This is a genomic window from Belnapia sp. (genome assembly GCF_059504005.1).
In genome coordinates this window covers 164,134-178,307 of the sequence record NZ_JCACHU010000025.1, presented here as the reverse complement: position 1 = coordinate 178,307, position 14,174 = coordinate 164,134, and the positions used below count along the sequence as shown (strand labels likewise).

Here is a 14,174-nt window from a genome sequence, read left to right as displayed (position 1 = left end):
GACCCTCTCGCCACCCAACAAACCACCGGCAAACCCAAATCCAACAGGCTGCTAGCCCCGGAATCCGGCCAGGACGAAAAGGAAGATCAGGAAGCCGAGGAATGCGGTGCCCTGCAGCAGATAGGCGCCGGCACTCATCCGGTCGTCCTGGTGCTGGACAGGCTTGCGGGCGACGATCGGGGCGGCATGGGACATCGGCTGGCTCCGTCTTGGGATGGACCTGTCACCCCCTCAGCAGCTCCCGTGCCATGCAAATTGCAATCACGCTCCGCCGCGTGCCTCGGCGATCTGCGCCTTCATGCGGCGGATGACGGCGGGCATTCCCTCGAAGACGCTCTGGCTGATCAGGAAATGCCCGATGCTGACCTCCACCACCTCCGGCATAGCGGCGATCGGGGGCAGCGTCCCGTAGGAGAGGCCGTGGCCGGCATGGCAGAGCAGCCCCGCCGAGGCGGCGGCGGCGGCACCCTGCAGCAGTCTCGCAAGATGCAATTCGCGCTCGGCCGCCGGCGCATCGGCATAGGTGCCGGTATGGAGTTCCACGGCCTGCGCGCCCATCCGGGCCGCTGCCTCGATCTGCCGCGCATCCGCCTCGACGAAGAGCGAGACCTCGATCCCCGCCCCCGCGAGCCGCCGAATTGCATCCTGCAAGGGCGCCCCGGCGGCGATGACGTCGAGCCCGCCCTCGGTCGTCAGCTCCTGCCGCTTCTCCGGCACGATGCAGCAGGCAGGCGGGCGGAGGCGCAGCGCGATGCCGACCATCTCCTCCGTCGCCGCCATCTCGAAATTCAGCCGCGCCTCCACCTCGGCCGCGACGCGCTCGAGGTCCCGGTCGCGCACATGGCGGCGGTCCTCCCGCAGATGCATGGTGATGCCGTCGGCGCCGGCCGCCATGGCGATGCGCGCCGCCTCGACCGGGCAGGGGAAGCTGCCGCCGCGGGCATTCCTCAGCGTCGCCACATGGTCGATGTTCACGGAGAGGCGCATCGGCGTCATCGGCTGGCTTTCCTACGATGGGCCGCGATCTCGGCGGCAAGCCGGAGGGCGGCGATGAGGCTGCCCGGATCGGCGATCCCCTGGCCGGCGATGTCGAGCGCCGTGCCATGGTCCGGGCTGGTGCGGACGATGGAAAGGCCGAGGGTGACGTTCACCCCGCCCGCCATGTCGAGCGTCTTGATCGGGATCAGCGCCTGGTCGTGATAGAGGCCGAGCGCCACGTCGTAGCCCGGCCGCGCCTTGGCGGTGAACATGGTGTCGGGCGGGATGGGCCCGCGCGCGTCGATCCCCTCGGCTTGCAGAATGGCGACGGCGGGGGCGACGATGTCGCGGTCCTCGGTGCCGATGGTGCCGTCCTCGCCGGCATGCGGGTTGAGCCCGGCGATGGCCAGCCGCGGCGCCGCGATGCCGAAATCCTGCCGGAGGCCGGCGGCCGTCAGTCGCGCCACCCCGGCGATGAGCTCCGGCGTGAGGCGGGCAATGGCCTGCCGCAGCGGCTCATGGATCGTCACCGGCACCACGCGCAGCTCCGGGCAGGCGAGCAGCATCACCGGCGGCCGCCCGGTGCCGGCGATCTCGGCGAGGTACTCGGTATGGCCCGGATGGGCGAAGCCGGCGGCGTAGAGCGCCGATTTCTGGATCGGGTTGGTGACGACGCCCGCCGCCCGCCCGGCCTTGGCCAGCGCCACCGCCTCGTCGATGGCGGCAATGACGGCCGGCGCATTGGCCGTGGCCAGCCGGCCCGGGACGGCCGGGCGGGGAAGGGGCCGGTGCAGCACCGGCAGCGCCTCGTGGAAGGCGGCCCATGCCTCCTCCGGCTCGGCGATGCGGCGGACGGGCACGCCCGCGAGCCGCCCGGCATCGTCGATCAGGAAGAAGGCCGGGCCGGTGGCGCGCAGCGCGGCCCAGGCACCGGCCGCGATCTCGCCGCCAATGCCGGCGGGCTCGCCCATCGTGAGGGCCAAGGGGGCGAGGTCCGGGGGCGTCTCCATGCCCCCCGATGTAGTCGCCTCGGCCCGGCCTGCACACCCTCCCTCAGCGGGCGCGCTCGATGTTCCAGAGCACGGGGAAGCCGAAATCGATGACGCCTTTCAGCTCCGCCCGCCAGACCGCGGGCGCCTGGAACTGCCCGTCCAGCGGGAAGGTGACGTTCTCGATGGCGAGGCGCTGCAGTTCCGCCGCCAGCTCACGGCGCCTGGCCGGGTCGCTCTCGGCGGCGAAGCGGTCCAGCACCGGCGTCATCTCGGGCACGCAATAGCCCCAGGGCTGGTTGTTCGAGCAGTTGTAGCCGATCCCCATGTTGGAAAGCGGGTCGGCCATGTCGAAGCCGGTATAGACCACCGAGATCAGGTTCCAGCCTCCCTCCGCGATGGGCTGCCGCCCGACCCAGCGCTGCGCCAGCGAGGACCAGTCGGAGGCCTGGACGTCGAGGTTGAAGCCGGCGCGCTTCAGCCGGTCGATGACGACGAGCGCCATCGGGTTGATCAACGCGCTGTCGGCCGGCTGCAGGAAGACGATGCGTTCGTTGTTGTAACCGGCCTCGCGCAGCAGGGCGCGGGCGCGCTCGAGGCTCGGCTGGCGGATGGCCTCGCCGCCCGCATCGGTGCTGTAGCGCGTGCCGCAGAGATAGACCGAGACGCAGTTCGGGTCCGCCATCCCCTCCGGCAGGCCATGGCTGGCGACGATCTCCTCGCGGTCGAGCGCCGCCTGCAGCGCGCGGCGCATCGGCAGCCTGTCGAAGGGCGGGAGGTAGTGGTTGATGCTGACGCCGCCGACGATATGCGCGATGCCGCCGGGACGGGCGATCACGAGGTTCCGGTCACGGCGGAAATTCGCCAGGTAGTCGATCGGCGCGTACTCGAGGTAGTCCACCTCGCCGCGGGTGATGGCCGCGGCGCGCAGCGCGATGTCGGGCAGGGTGACGAATTCGACGCGTTCCATCTTCGCCAGCTTGCCGCCGGCGAGGCCGTTTGCCGGCTCGGCGCGCGGCACGTAGCGCGGGTTGCGGCGGAAGAAGGTGCGCTCGCCCGGCACCCATTCCTCCTTGATGAAGAGATAGGGCCCGCTGCCGACCACCTCCGGCACCGGTTGGGTGGGCGGCGTCGCCGAGGCGATGCGGGCGGGCATGATGAAGGGCACATGCACGCTCGGCTTGCCGAGCGCATCGAGCACGCCGCCGAAGGGCTGCCCCAGCTGCAGGACGAAGCGGTTCGGCGCCTCGACGCGGAACTCCTTCGTCGCCGCGATCAGCCGCCGGCCGATGGCATCCCGCGCGCCCCAGCGCTTGAGCGAGGCAACGGCGTCATCCGCCGTGACCGGCGTGCCGTCGCTGAATTCGAGGCCGGGGCGAAGGGTGAAGGTCCAGGCGAGCCGATCCTCGCTGACCTGCCAGCCCTCAAGCATCTGCGGCCGGAACTCGCCGCGGCCGTCCATGGCGACGAGCGTGTCGTAGACCATGTAGGCGAAGTTGCGGGTGACGAAGGAGGGGCTGGAGATCGGGTCCAGATTCTGCAGCCCGACATTGACCACGAGGCGCAGCGGCCGCTCGCGCGGCTGGGCGGCGGCGGAGAGGGCAAGGCTGCCGGCGGCAGCCAGGCCGAGGAGCAGGCGACGGACGATCATGCTCTCACTCCGCTTCATGCGCCGCGGACCAGGCCTCGGCGACCTCGGTGCCCGTCGCGAACCACACATCGGGGAAGGTCTTGATCCACTGGATCATCTCGCGCAGCAGCGCGACGCGGCTCGGCCGGCCGCTGATCTGCGGATGCATCACCAGGTTGTAGAGCCCGCCCCAGCGGTAGATCTCACGGAACTCCTCCTGGAAGACCTCGCGGATATGGCTGTTAGGGAAGATCGGCCGCGGCGACTTCACGGAGAACAGCGCATGCGGCGCGTCGTCCAGGCTCCAGTGCCAGGGCAGCTCGATCGGGCCCGGGCTGCCGTCGGGCATGACGTGGCGGTAGGGGTTGATGTGGTCCAGCAGGGAGCTGTCGTAGAGGAAACCGTGCTTCTTCAGCAGCCGGATCAGGTTGTCGCTGGTCTCGCCGGCGGGCGAGCGGTAGCCCTTGGGCACCACGCCGAGGGTGCGCTTCAGCGCCTCAAGGCCCCGCTCCATCTCCTCGACCTCCTTGTCGGGAAAGGCCGGGTCGATCCAGCTATGGGAATAGCTGTGATGCGCGATCTCGTGCCCCTCGCGCAGGATCATCTCGGCGCGGGCGGTATGCTTCTCCGCCGTCCAGCCGACGACGAAGAAGGTGGCCTTGACGCCCTCCTGCCGCAGCACCTCGAGGATCATCGGCACGCCGACCTTGGCGCCATAGGCGCCCTGGCTGAGGATGCCGGGGCGGCGGGCATTCTCCGGGTCGCGGGAGAGCCAGAGCGTCTCCGCATCGAAGTCGAAGGTCAGCATCACCGCAACCTTGGCGCCGCCCGGCCAGTTCACCCGCATGTCGATCATGGACCGCCCCTCCGGTGGTTTCAGCCAGCCTCGCGCGGCGGGTGGCGCGCCGCAAGCCACCCGCCATCGACGGCGATCACCTGGCCGGAGACATAGGCCGCGTCGTCGGAGGCGAGGAAGGCGATGACGGCGGCCACCTCCTCGGGCTTCCCCGCGCGGCGCAGCGGCGTCGGCTCCAGCACGGCACGGCGGTAGTAGGCGCTGCCGAGATGCCCCTCGGTCATCGCCGTCTCGATGACGCCGGGGGCGACGGCATTGACCAATATGCCCTCCGGCCCCAGTTCGCCCGCCAGTTGCCGGGTCATCTGCGCGATGCCGGCCTTGGCAACGGCATAGGCGGTGGTGCCGGGATGGCCGGCGATGCCGAAGGTGGAGGAGACGGAGACGACGCGCCCGCCCGGTCGCGCCAGATGCGGGATGGCGGCGCGCGTCAGCCGCAGCACCGCCTTCAGGTTAGTGTCGATGAAGCGGTCGATGAGGTCGTCATCCGACTCGACGAGCGGCTTCGAGCCGCCGATGCCGGCATTGTTCACGAGGATATCGAGCCGGCCGAAGGCATCGAGCGCGGTATCGACCACCACCTCCCCCGCCCCGCGCGCGGCGAGGTCGATGCGGAGGCCGACGCCGCCCAGCGCCTCGGCCTGCGCCATCACCTCCGGCGCGCGGTCGGCGAGCAGCACCTGCGCGCCCTCCTCGGCGAGGCGGGCGGCGGTGGCGGCGCCGATGCCGCGGGCGGCGCCGGTGACGATGGCGGTGCGGCCGCTGAAGCGTTTGTCGTCAGGCAAGACGGCCTCCATCGACGGGAAGCGCGACGCCGGTGACGAAGCCCGCCTCGGCGCTGAGCAGGTAGAGCACGGCGTCCGCCACCTCCTCCGCCCGGCCGAAGCGGCCGAGCGGGTGGCGGGCGCGGAAGACGGCCTCGCGGGCGGCACGCGCCGCCGGGTCGCCGGCGCTGGCGAAGGTCTCCTCCAGCATCGGCGTCTTGATCGAGCCGGGGCAGACGCAGTTGACGCGGATGCCCTCCGGCGCATGGGCCACCGCGAGGCTCCGCGTCAGCAGCACCACCGCGCCCTTGCTCGCCGAATAGGCCGGCATGGTCGGGGACCCGACCAGCCCGGCGGCCGAGGCGAAGGCCACCATCGCCCCGCCTCCGGCCGCGCGCATCAGGGGGAAGGCGGCCCGGGCAGCGAGCCAGGTGCCCTTCACGTTGACGGCGAAGAGCCGGTCCCATTCCGCCTCTTCCACCTCCGTCGCCGGCCGGACCGGGCCGAGCATGCCGGCTGCCGTGACCAGCAGGCGGAGCGGGCCGAGGCTCGCTGCCTGGGCGACGGCCGCCTCGACATCTGCGGCCTTCGACGCATCGCCGGCGACCGTCAGAGCGCCTGGGCATTGCGCCGCGGTGGCGGCGAGGCCGGCCGCGTCGCGGTCGAAAAGGACCAGCCGGGCGCCCTCGCGTGCCAGGCCGAGGGCGGTGGCGCGGCCGAGGCCGGAGGCGGCGCCCGTGACCAGCGCCACCTGGCCGGTGAAGCGGTCGGGCCTCATGCCGCGGCCTCCGGTCGGCCTGCGACGGCCATGGCGACGTCATGCATCTGCCTCTCCCTTCCCGCCGGATGCAGGGGGAGCATGCTAAGCAGCACCAGGCGGGGCGCGCCAGGGCAGGCGGCATGGCCTTGCGCGGCGGACAAGGCTGGGGGAAGAGCAACCGCCGATCATCGTCCGGGAGACAACGCCATGACCGAGACCACCCGCCGCCACGGCCTTGCGCTGGCAGCGAGCCTGTTGGCCACGCCCGCCCTCGCCCAGGGGGGCTTCCCCAGCCGCCCCGTCACCATCGTCGTGCCCTTTGCGCCGGGCGGCAGCACGGATGTGCTGACGCGGCTGCTGGCGGAGCGGATGACGGATGTGCTGGGCCGGCCCGTGCAGGTGGAGAACCGGGCGGGCGGCAACACCATCATCGGTGCCGAATACGTCGCCCGCGCCGAGCCGGATGGGCACACGGTGCTGATGGCGGCCGGCACGACGCTAACCATCAACCCGCTGATCTACCGCCGGCTCGCCTACAAGCCGGAGGATTTCACGCCGATCACCCTCGCCTCCACCTTTCCCTTCGCGGTGATCGCGCGGAAGGACGGGCCGGCGGACATCGCGGCGCTGGTGGCGGCGGCGAAGGCGCGGCCGGGGCGCATCACCTACGGCACCAACGGGCCGACGACGCTCACCAACATGGCGATGCTGATGGTGCTCGACCGGCTCGGCGTCGAGATGCAGGACGTGACCTATCGCGGCGATGCGGCGCAGCTGAACGACTTCCTCGCCGGCAATCTCGACCTGCTGGTGGTGGCCGGCAGCACGGCGCTGCCGGTCCATCGCAACGACCAGGGGCGCATCCTCGGCTGGACGAGCGCGCAGCGGGTGAGCTCGACGCCCGATGCGCCGGCTTTCGCCGAAAGCTTCCCCGGCCTGGTGGCCGAGAGCTGGTTCGGCCTGCTGGCGCCCGCGCGCACGCCGCCGGCCGTGGTGGAGCGGCTGAACGCGGCCGCGGTGCAGGCGCTGCAGGATGCGCGGATCCGCGAGCGGCTGGTCAATGACGGGCAGTTCCCGAAGGGCAGCACGCCCGACGAATTCGCCCGCTTCATGGCGAGCGAGGCGGATCGCTGGCGGCCGATCCTCAGCAAGCTGGACGTGCCGCAGAACTGAGCGCGGCTTGGCGAGCGGCGGCACGGCGCGTAGCCTGCCGCCGCCAAGCAAGGGGAGCGTCCGGCACCATGATCCATGTCCTCGCCATCATCACCGCGAAGCCCGGCATGCGGGAGCAGGTGCTCGCCGCCTTCCGCGCCAACATGCCGGCCGTGCATGCCGAGCAGGGCTGCATCGAGTATGGCCCCGCCATCGACGCGGAGGGGATGGGCGCCATCCAGGCGCCGCTCGGGCCCGACAGCTTCTGCGTGATCGAGAAGTGGGAGAGCATCGAGGCGCTGAAGGCGCATGGCGCGGCGCCGCACATGAAGGAGTATGCGGCGAAGACCAAGGAGATGCTGGCCAGCCGGGTCATCCATGTGCTGACGCCGGCCGGCTGATCTCAGCGCTTGAGCGCGGCGAGCACCTCCTCGGTGTGCTCGCCAAGGGCCGGGGCGGGGCGCGGCGACCAGGGGCGGGCGCGGTCGATGCTGATCGGCAGGCCAAGCACCTTGACGCCGCTCTCGGGCAGCGCCTGCACCATGTCGACGGCGGCGAATTGCTCGCTCGCCGCCAGCTCGCCGATATTGTTGACGGGCGCGCAGGGCACGCCGACCGCCTCCAGCGCCGCGAGCCAATGGTCGCGCGTGTTGCCGCGCAGCGCCTCGGCGACCATGGGCAGCAGCGCAGCCTTGTTGCGCACGCGGCTGGCGCCGCGGGCGAAGCGCGGATCCTCGGTCCATTCCGGGTGGCCGAGCACCTTCGCCGCGCGGGCGAAGAGCCGGTCATTGCCGGCGGCGAGGCAGAGCGGGCGGTCGGCGGTCTCGAAGACCTGGTAGGGCACGATGACGGCGGCACCGGTGCCGTGGCGCGTCGGCACCTCGCCGGTCGCAATGTGCTGGTTGATCTGCCCCTCGACCCAGAAGGCGGCGGTCTCCAGCAGCGAGGTGTCGATCAGGCAGCCGCGGCCGGTCTGGTCGCGCTGGCGCAGGCCGGCGAGGGCGCCGACGGCGCAGAACAGGCCCGTCGCCTTGTCGTTGATCGACGCGCCGCAGAAGGTCGGCGGGTCCTGCGGGCGGCCGGTGACGCTCATCATGCCGCCGAAGGCCTGCAGCAGCGGGTCGAAGCCCGAGCGCAGCCGCATCGGCCCCTGGTAGCCGAAGGCCCAGATGGAGCAGTAGACGAGGCGCGGATGCCGCTCCAGCATCGCCTCCGGCCCGATGCCGATTTCGTCCACGACGCCGGGGCGGAGGTTCTGGATGAGGATGTCGCCGGTCTCGCAGAGCGCGTGCAGCGTCTCGATGTCGGCGGGGTTCTTGAGGTCCAGCACCACGCTGCGCTTGTTGCGGTTCTGGCTGTGGAAGTAGAGCGAGGTCTCGCCATCCGGGCCGAAGGGAGGGCCCCAGAGCCGGGCATCGTCGCCACCGTCGGGCTTCTCGATCTTGATCACGTCGGCGCCGAGATCGGCCAGGATTACGCCGGCGAGCGGCCCGGCCAGGGCCTGGCCCACCTCGATCACCCTGACGCCCTCCAGTGGCAAGCTCATGACCCGCTCTCCTTGCATAGGTGGCTAAGCATAGGCGGGGATGGCGGGCAGGGGTATCCTCGGCGGGAGGAAACGTCAGGGGAACGAACCCATGAGCGGCACGAATTCGCATTACGCCCCGGTGCGGGAGGAGTGGCTGGCGCGGCGCAGCGAGGCGCCGCTCGACCCCGGCCTGCCGATCATCGACCCGCATCATCACCTCTGGGACCGCGAGGGCTGGCGCTACCTGCTGCCCGATCTGCTGGCCGATACCAACCAGGGCCACACCATCATCGCAACCGTCTTCGTGCAGTGCCGCGCGATGCACCGGGCCGATGGGCCGGAGGCCTACAGGCCGGTCGGCGAGACGGAATTCGTCAACGGCATCGCGGCGATGAGCGCCAGCGGCGGCTATGGCCCGATCAAGGTCTGCGCCGGCATCGTCGGCCATGTGAACCTGATGATAGGCGCCGAGGCGCGGGAGGTGCTGCAGGCGCATATCCGTGCCGGCGGCGACCGCTTCCGCGGCATCCGCCACATCACGAGCTGGGACCCCGATCCAGAGGTCATGAACCCGGCCTATACGCCGCCACGGGACATCTATTTCCGCGAGGATTTCCGCGCCGGCTTCGCGCAGCTTGCGCCGCTCGGCCTCAGCTTCGACGCCTGGCTGTACCATCCGCAAATCCCCGACCTGACCGCGCTCGCCCGCGCCTTCCCGGAGACGCCGATCGTGCTCGACCATGTCGGCGGGCCGCTCGGCATCAAGGCTTATGCGGGCAGGCGGGATGCGATCTTCGCCGAGTGGCGCACCTCGATGGCGGAGCTCGCCACCTGCCCGAATGTCTCGGTGAAGCTTGGCGGGCTTGGCATGCGGATCAACGGCTTCGGCTTCGAGGACGGGGCGGAGCCGCCCTCCTCGGATGCGCTGGCCGCGGCGTGGAGGCCCTATATCGAGACCACCATCGAGCATTTCGGCGCGGAGCGCTGCATGTTCGAGAGCAACTTCCCCGTGGACAAGGGCAGCTACGGCTACGGCGTCTTCTGGAATGCCTGCAAGAAGCTCGCGGCCGGAGCCTCCGCCGAGGAGCGCACCGCGCTCTTCAGCGGGACCGCCAATCGCTTCTACCGGCTCGGCTTGGCGTAGATGCCCATGGCGTTGTAGGGCGCATAGGGCGGGAAGGCGCCGATCGCCGCCATGTCCACCTCGATCAGCGAGGGGCCGGGGGTGGCGACGGCGCGTTCGACGATGCCCCCAAGCTCGGCGATGGAGGAGACCTTGAAGCCCGACAACCCGGCGACGGCGGCGAGCTGCTGGAATTCCGGCCCCTGCAGGTCGCCGAAGAACATCCGGCCGTCCTGCAACGCGCCCTGGATGTGCTTGATGACGCCGTAGCCGCGGTCGTTCATCACCATGACGATGAGCTCGGCGCGTTCCTGCACGGCGGTCCAGAGCTCGGTCTGGTTCAGCGCGAAGCCGCCATCGCCCACCATGGCGATGGTCTTGCGGCCCCCGCCCGCCATCGCCGCGCCGATGCCGAGCGGCAGGCCGGGGCCGATGGCGGCGCTCACCGGATGCACCGCATCGCGCGGGCCATAGACCGGGAAGATGCGGTTGCCCCAGGAGGAGTTGCTCAGCGTTACGTCGCGGACGAAGAGCGCGTCGCGCGGCAGGGCAGCGCGGAGGGCGGCGGGGAAGTCGGCATAGGGGCCGAGCGTGTCGCGGTACTCGGCCGTCGCGCGGCGGCGCATCTCGGCGAAGTCGGTGGCGAAGCCGGGATCAAGCCGGAGGCGGCCGGCGAGGCGCTCGGCGAGGCCCTCCATCACCAGCGCGGCATCGCCGCAGACGAAGGCGCTGCTCGGATAGGTGCGGCCATTGGCGCGCGGGTCGATATCGGCCTGGATCAGCACCTTCGGCAGCTTGAGCGAGAATTCCATCGTCTCATGCCCGCGCAGCCGGCTGCCGACGACGAGCATAGCATCGACGGTGCCGTAGAATTCCTGCACCCGGGGCGAGCCGTTGCCATGCATCCCGCCGAGGGTCATCGGATGGTCCTCGGGGATGATGCCCCGGCCGTTCCAGGAGGAGACGGCGGCGAAGCCGAGCGCCATCAGCCGCATCGCCGCGCTACCGGCCTCCTTCGCGCCGTTGCCGAGCCAGAGCATCGGGCGGCGTGCCGCCCCGAGGATGGCGGCGGCCTCGTCCAGCGCCGCCGGGTCGGGCGGCAGGGCAGGGGGGATGGGCAGCGCCAGCCGGTCGAGCTCCGCCGGCCGGGGGATGGCGGTGCGCTGGATGTCGATCGGGATCTCGAGGCTGACCGGCCCGCGCGGCGGCGTCAGGGCGAGCGCCGCGGCGCGGGTCAGCACGCCAAGCGCCTCCTGCGCCGCACGGATGCGGAAGGCGGATTTGGAGACGGCGGCCAGCATCGCCGTCTGGCCCGGCAGGTCATGCACCGTGCCCATGTCGCGGTCGATGTACTTCGTCGCGGTCTGGCCGGTGATGTGCAGTACGGGGCTGCCGGCGAATTGCGCCTCCGCGAGGCCGGGGACGGTGTTGGCGGCACCTGGCCCCGTCGAGGAGAAGACCACGCCGAGATGGCCCGAGACGCGCGCATAGGCATCCGCCATATGCCCCGCCCCCATCTCGCCGCGGGCCATGACGTAGCGGATGGCGTTGCGCCGGCCGATGCCGTCCAGCATCGGGATGTTGTGGACCGAGACGATGCCGAAGCAGGTGGTGACGCCGATGCGGGCGAGGAATTCGGCGACCAGGTCGCCGACGGTATAGGTGCTTTCGGCCATGGCCATGCGTCCTTCCGGGAGGGGAGGAAGTCTGCCAGCCTTCAGGCGGGGAGGAAACGCAGCCCGCTCGCCCGCGCCCCGTTCACGACGAAGCCGGCAAGGCGGCCATCGGCGCCGCGCTCCGCCCGGGCATCGAGCCAGCCCTGGAAGAGCGTGCCGGGGGTGCGGATGCGGAAGGCATCGCCCTCGATCCCTTCCAGCGGCCAGGGGCCGGCGCCGGCGACCGGCCCGCGGACCTGCACGGCGAGGCCGCCCTCATGCGGGGCGATGGTCCAGGTGGCGCCCAGCTCCTCGCACTGCCAGCGTCCTTCGAGCCCTTCGGGCAGGCTCGCCTCCGCCGGGGCGCGGCGGAAGCGGGTGACGGTGCCGGCATCGGTCTCGATGAGGAGGCTGTCGCCCTTGGGCAGGCTCGCAGTGAAGGGGAAGGCGCCGCGACGGGCGGCAAGGCGCCCATCCTCGGTCGGCGCGAGGGCGAAGGGCACGCCATGCTGCGTCGCAACGGGCCCTTCGGCGAATTCGACGGTGGCGCCGCTCTCCGGCGCGATCCAGCGGCCATGCAGGCCGTCGAGCCGCGGCATGGGCGGCACCGGGTGGAAGCCGGGCGTGCCCTCGAGCGCCGCATCGAGCAGGCGATGGGCGAGGGCATGGGTATCGATGCCGCCATGGTTGGCGATGGCGATCACCGTCATCCCCCGCTCCGGCACGCGGAGGAAGCAGGTCTTGTAGCCCGGCCAAAGCCCGCCATGGTCGACGGTACGGAGGCCGCGATACTGCGCCACCTCCAGCCCGCGGGCGTAGAGGTTCATCCGGCCATTGGCGAAGGGCTGCTGCTCGGCCAGCGCCTCGGCGAGGCCGGGGATGCGGCCGGTGGTGAAGTTGCGGTCCCACAGCGCCAGGTCCTCGACGCAGGAGACAAGGCCGCCCTCGCCGCCGAGCGGGAAGCCGTGCTGGGCGCGGAGGAAGCCCTCCCCCTGCGGCAGGTAGCCGGTGGCGAGGCCGGGGACGACCTCGGCCACGCTCGGCGTGTGGCGCGTGCGGGTCATGCCGAGCGGGATGAGGATGCGGCGCGCGAGGAAGTCGCCGAAGGCCTCGCCGCTCACCCGCTCGACAACCTGGCCGAGCAGGAGGAAGCCGGTATTCGAGTAGCGGAAACGCGTGCCGGGGGCGAAATTCAGGCCCCGCTGCCGGCCGATGGCGGCGAGCAGATGCTCGGTGCGGCAGGGGTGGGAAAGGTCGGCGCCGCCGAGCCGCATCAGCTCCAGCATGTCGCGCAGGCCGGAGACATTGTGCATCAGCTGGTCGAGGCTGATGCGGGCGCCGAGGTCCGGCAGCTCCGGCAGGTGGTCGTGGATGGCATCCTCGACCGATAGCCGGCCCTCCCCGGCCAGCAGCAGGATGGCGGCGCAGGTGAATTGCTTGCTGACCGAGGCGACGCGGAAGCGCGTCTCCGGCCCGATCGGCACGTCATGCTCGATGCTGGCGAGGCCGGCGCTCTCGTGCAGCACGAGCGCCCCGTCGTGCACCAGGCCGAGCGTCGCGCCGGGCGAGCCCGGCCGGTCCCAGGGCGCCAGCAGGCGGCGGGCCTGGCGGCGGAGCGCGAGGTCGTCGAGCGCGACCATCAGTGCAGCCGCGGCGGCTTGAGGAAGCTGCGGCGGTCGATGGAGGCGATGGTGAGGTCGCGCGGCGCCGCCTCCCGCGCGATGGTCACCGGCACCCGCGCCCCGGCCGAGCCGCAGGCCCAGACCGCGCGCCAGAGGCTGGCGAGGTCGGAGACGCGCTGCCCGCCGACGGCCACCAGCCGGTCGCCCTCCTGCAGCCCCGCCTTCTGCGCCGGCCCGTTGCGGGCGGTGGTGGAGACCAGCACGCCCTCCTCGTCCTCCCCGGCATAGAGGCCGAGCCAGGGCCGCGCCGGCCGGTTGGGGCGGCCGTAGTTGAGCAGGTCGTCCAGCACGGGCGGCAGCAGGCTGGCGGGCACGACCATGTTGAGGTCGACGCGCCGCCCCTTGCCGTCCTGCTGCTGCATGACGAGGGAGCCGATGCCCATCAGCCGCCCGTCCCCGCCGATCAGCCCCGCCCCACCCCAGGAGGGATGGGCGGGTGCGGTGAAGAGCGCCTCGTCCAGCATGTATTCCCAGTAGCCGGCGAATTCCTGGCGGGCGGCGATGGTGCAGCGCAGCGCGTGCTTGCGCCCGCCGGCGCTGGCGAGCACCGCGACGTCGCCCGGCTGCGGCGCCTCGCCCGCCTCGACCGGGAGGGCAGGCAGGTCGAGCCGTCCGAGCGCCTGGATCAGGCCGAAGCCCGTCTCGAAATCATGGGCAAGGGCATGGCCGGGTATGGCGCGGCCGTCATGCGTCGTCAGCCAGATCGTCTCGGCCTCGGTCACGATGTAGCCGATGGTGGCGATCAGCCCGTCCGGCCGGATCACCACGCCGCTGCCGACGCGCTCCGTCCCCAGGCTCTGCGCGGTGAAGGCATCAGGCGGGACCAGCGCCTTCACGCCGACGACGGAGCGCAGCGCCTGGTCCAGGTCGAAGTCATGATCGGCCGGCACCGGCTGCAAGTCCGCCGGGATCTCCCATTCGCTGGATGCCATGCACGCTGTCCGTTCCGGTGGAGGGCTAGGGTCTCGCCCCCAATATCGGCGGTCAGGGGGGCTTCGCCAACGCGGGAGATGCGATCCGGGACAATCGGGTGACGATCCAGCCAGTGCATGTTATA

The 14,174-nt window shown here is 71.5% G+C and carries 14 protein-coding genes; 3 read left to right on the top strand and 11 right to left on the bottom strand.

From position 1 onward, the window contains the following. Nucleotides 1–51: 51 nt before the first annotated feature. From AC5JJ1_RS04830 to AC5JJ1_RS04800, 7 genes are all read right to left on the bottom strand, one after another. Entirely contained in the window at nt 52–195 is a 144-nt protein-coding gene (locus tag AC5JJ1_RS04830) for a hypothetical protein (protein WP_495783978.1), read from the bottom strand. Between the two features lie 66 nt (nt 196–261). After that, entirely contained in the window at nt 262–987 is a 726-nt protein-coding gene (locus tag AC5JJ1_RS04825; RefSeq protein WP_495783985.1) for a pyridoxine 5'-phosphate synthase, read from the bottom strand. 5 nt (nt 988–992) lie between these two features. After that, nucleotides 993–1,988, bottom strand: a complete 996-nt coding sequence (gene pdxA / locus AC5JJ1_RS04820) for a 4-hydroxythreonine-4-phosphate dehydrogenase PdxA (protein ID WP_495783977.1) — start codon at nt 1,986–1,988, stop codon at nt 993–995. 43 nt (nt 1,989–2,031) lie between these two features. Beyond that, nucleotides 2,032–3,618, bottom strand: a complete 1,587-nt coding sequence (locus AC5JJ1_RS04815; protein WP_495783976.1) for an ABC transporter substrate-binding protein — start codon at nt 3,616–3,618, stop codon at nt 2,032–2,034. A 4-nt stretch (nt 3,619–3,622) separates the two neighbouring features. After that, complete coding sequence (locus AC5JJ1_RS04810) at nt 3,623–4,453, bottom strand: polysaccharide deacetylase family protein (protein WP_495783975.1); 831 nt, start codon at nt 4,451–4,453, stop codon at nt 3,623–3,625. A gap of 20 nt (nt 4,454–4,473) precedes the next feature. After that, entirely contained in the window at nt 4,474–5,238 is a 765-nt protein-coding gene (locus AC5JJ1_RS04805; protein WP_495783974.1) for an SDR family NAD(P)-dependent oxidoreductase, read from the bottom strand. Further along, on the bottom strand, nt 5,231–5,995 hold the full coding sequence (locus AC5JJ1_RS04800; RefSeq protein ID WP_495783973.1) for an SDR family NAD(P)-dependent oxidoreductase: 765 nt from the start codon (nt 5,993–5,995) through the stop codon (nt 5,231–5,233). The genes AC5JJ1_RS04805 and AC5JJ1_RS04800 overlap by 8 nt, the downstream gene beginning before the upstream one ends. 189 nt (nt 5,996–6,184) lie before the next feature. Between AC5JJ1_RS04800 and AC5JJ1_RS04795 the strand changes: the two genes are divergently transcribed. Continuing rightward, complete coding sequence (locus AC5JJ1_RS04795) at nt 6,185–7,150, top strand: Bug family tripartite tricarboxylate transporter substrate binding protein (RefSeq protein WP_495783972.1); 966 nt, start codon at nt 6,185–6,187, stop codon at nt 7,148–7,150. Nucleotides 7,151–7,218: 68 nt separating this feature from the next. After that, the gene (locus AC5JJ1_RS04790) at nt 7,219–7,530 is read left to right on the top strand and encodes a putative quinol monooxygenase (RefSeq protein ID WP_495783971.1); all 312 of its coding nucleotides are present in this window, start codon (nt 7,219–7,221) and stop codon (nt 7,528–7,530) included. A 2-nt stretch (nt 7,531–7,532) separates the two neighbouring features. On the opposite strand, the gene AC5JJ1_RS04785 is transcribed toward AC5JJ1_RS04790, so the two are convergent. Beyond that, the gene (locus tag AC5JJ1_RS04785; protein ID WP_495783970.1) at nt 7,533–8,675 is read right to left on the bottom strand and encodes a CaiB/BaiF CoA transferase family protein; all 1,143 of its coding nucleotides are present in this window, start codon (nt 8,673–8,675) and stop codon (nt 7,533–7,535) included. A 91-nt stretch (nt 8,676–8,766) separates the two neighbouring features. On the opposite strand from AC5JJ1_RS04785, the gene AC5JJ1_RS04780 reads away from it, so the two are divergent. Continuing rightward, on the top strand, nt 8,767–9,801 hold the full coding sequence (locus AC5JJ1_RS04780; RefSeq protein ID WP_495783969.1) for an amidohydrolase family protein: 1,035 nt from the start codon (nt 8,767–8,769) through the stop codon (nt 9,799–9,801). Here AC5JJ1_RS04780 and AC5JJ1_RS04775 read toward each other — a convergent pair. From AC5JJ1_RS04775 to AC5JJ1_RS04765, 3 genes are read right to left on the bottom strand one after another with little or no spacing between them, the layout of a single operon-like run. Beyond that, nucleotides 9,780–11,456: a thiamine pyrophosphate-binding protein gene (locus AC5JJ1_RS04775; RefSeq protein ID WP_495783968.1), complete on the bottom strand. Its 1,677-nt coding sequence runs from the start codon at nt 11,454–11,456 to the stop codon at nt 9,780–9,782. The two genes, AC5JJ1_RS04780 and AC5JJ1_RS04775, sit on opposite strands and share 22 nt — an antisense overlap. Before the next feature lie 41 nt (nt 11,457–11,497). Continuing rightward, complete coding sequence (locus AC5JJ1_RS04770) at nt 11,498–13,075, bottom strand: serine hydrolase domain-containing protein (protein WP_495783967.1); 1,578 nt, start codon at nt 13,073–13,075, stop codon at nt 11,498–11,500. Further along, nucleotides 13,075–14,049, bottom strand: coding sequence for a S1C family serine protease (locus tag AC5JJ1_RS04765; protein ID WP_495783966.1), 975 nt, complete (start codon nt 14,047–14,049; stop codon nt 13,075–13,077). Before AC5JJ1_RS04765 ends, AC5JJ1_RS04770 begins: the two co-directional genes overlap by 1 nt. Between the last annotated feature and the right edge of the window lie 125 nt (nt 14,050–14,174).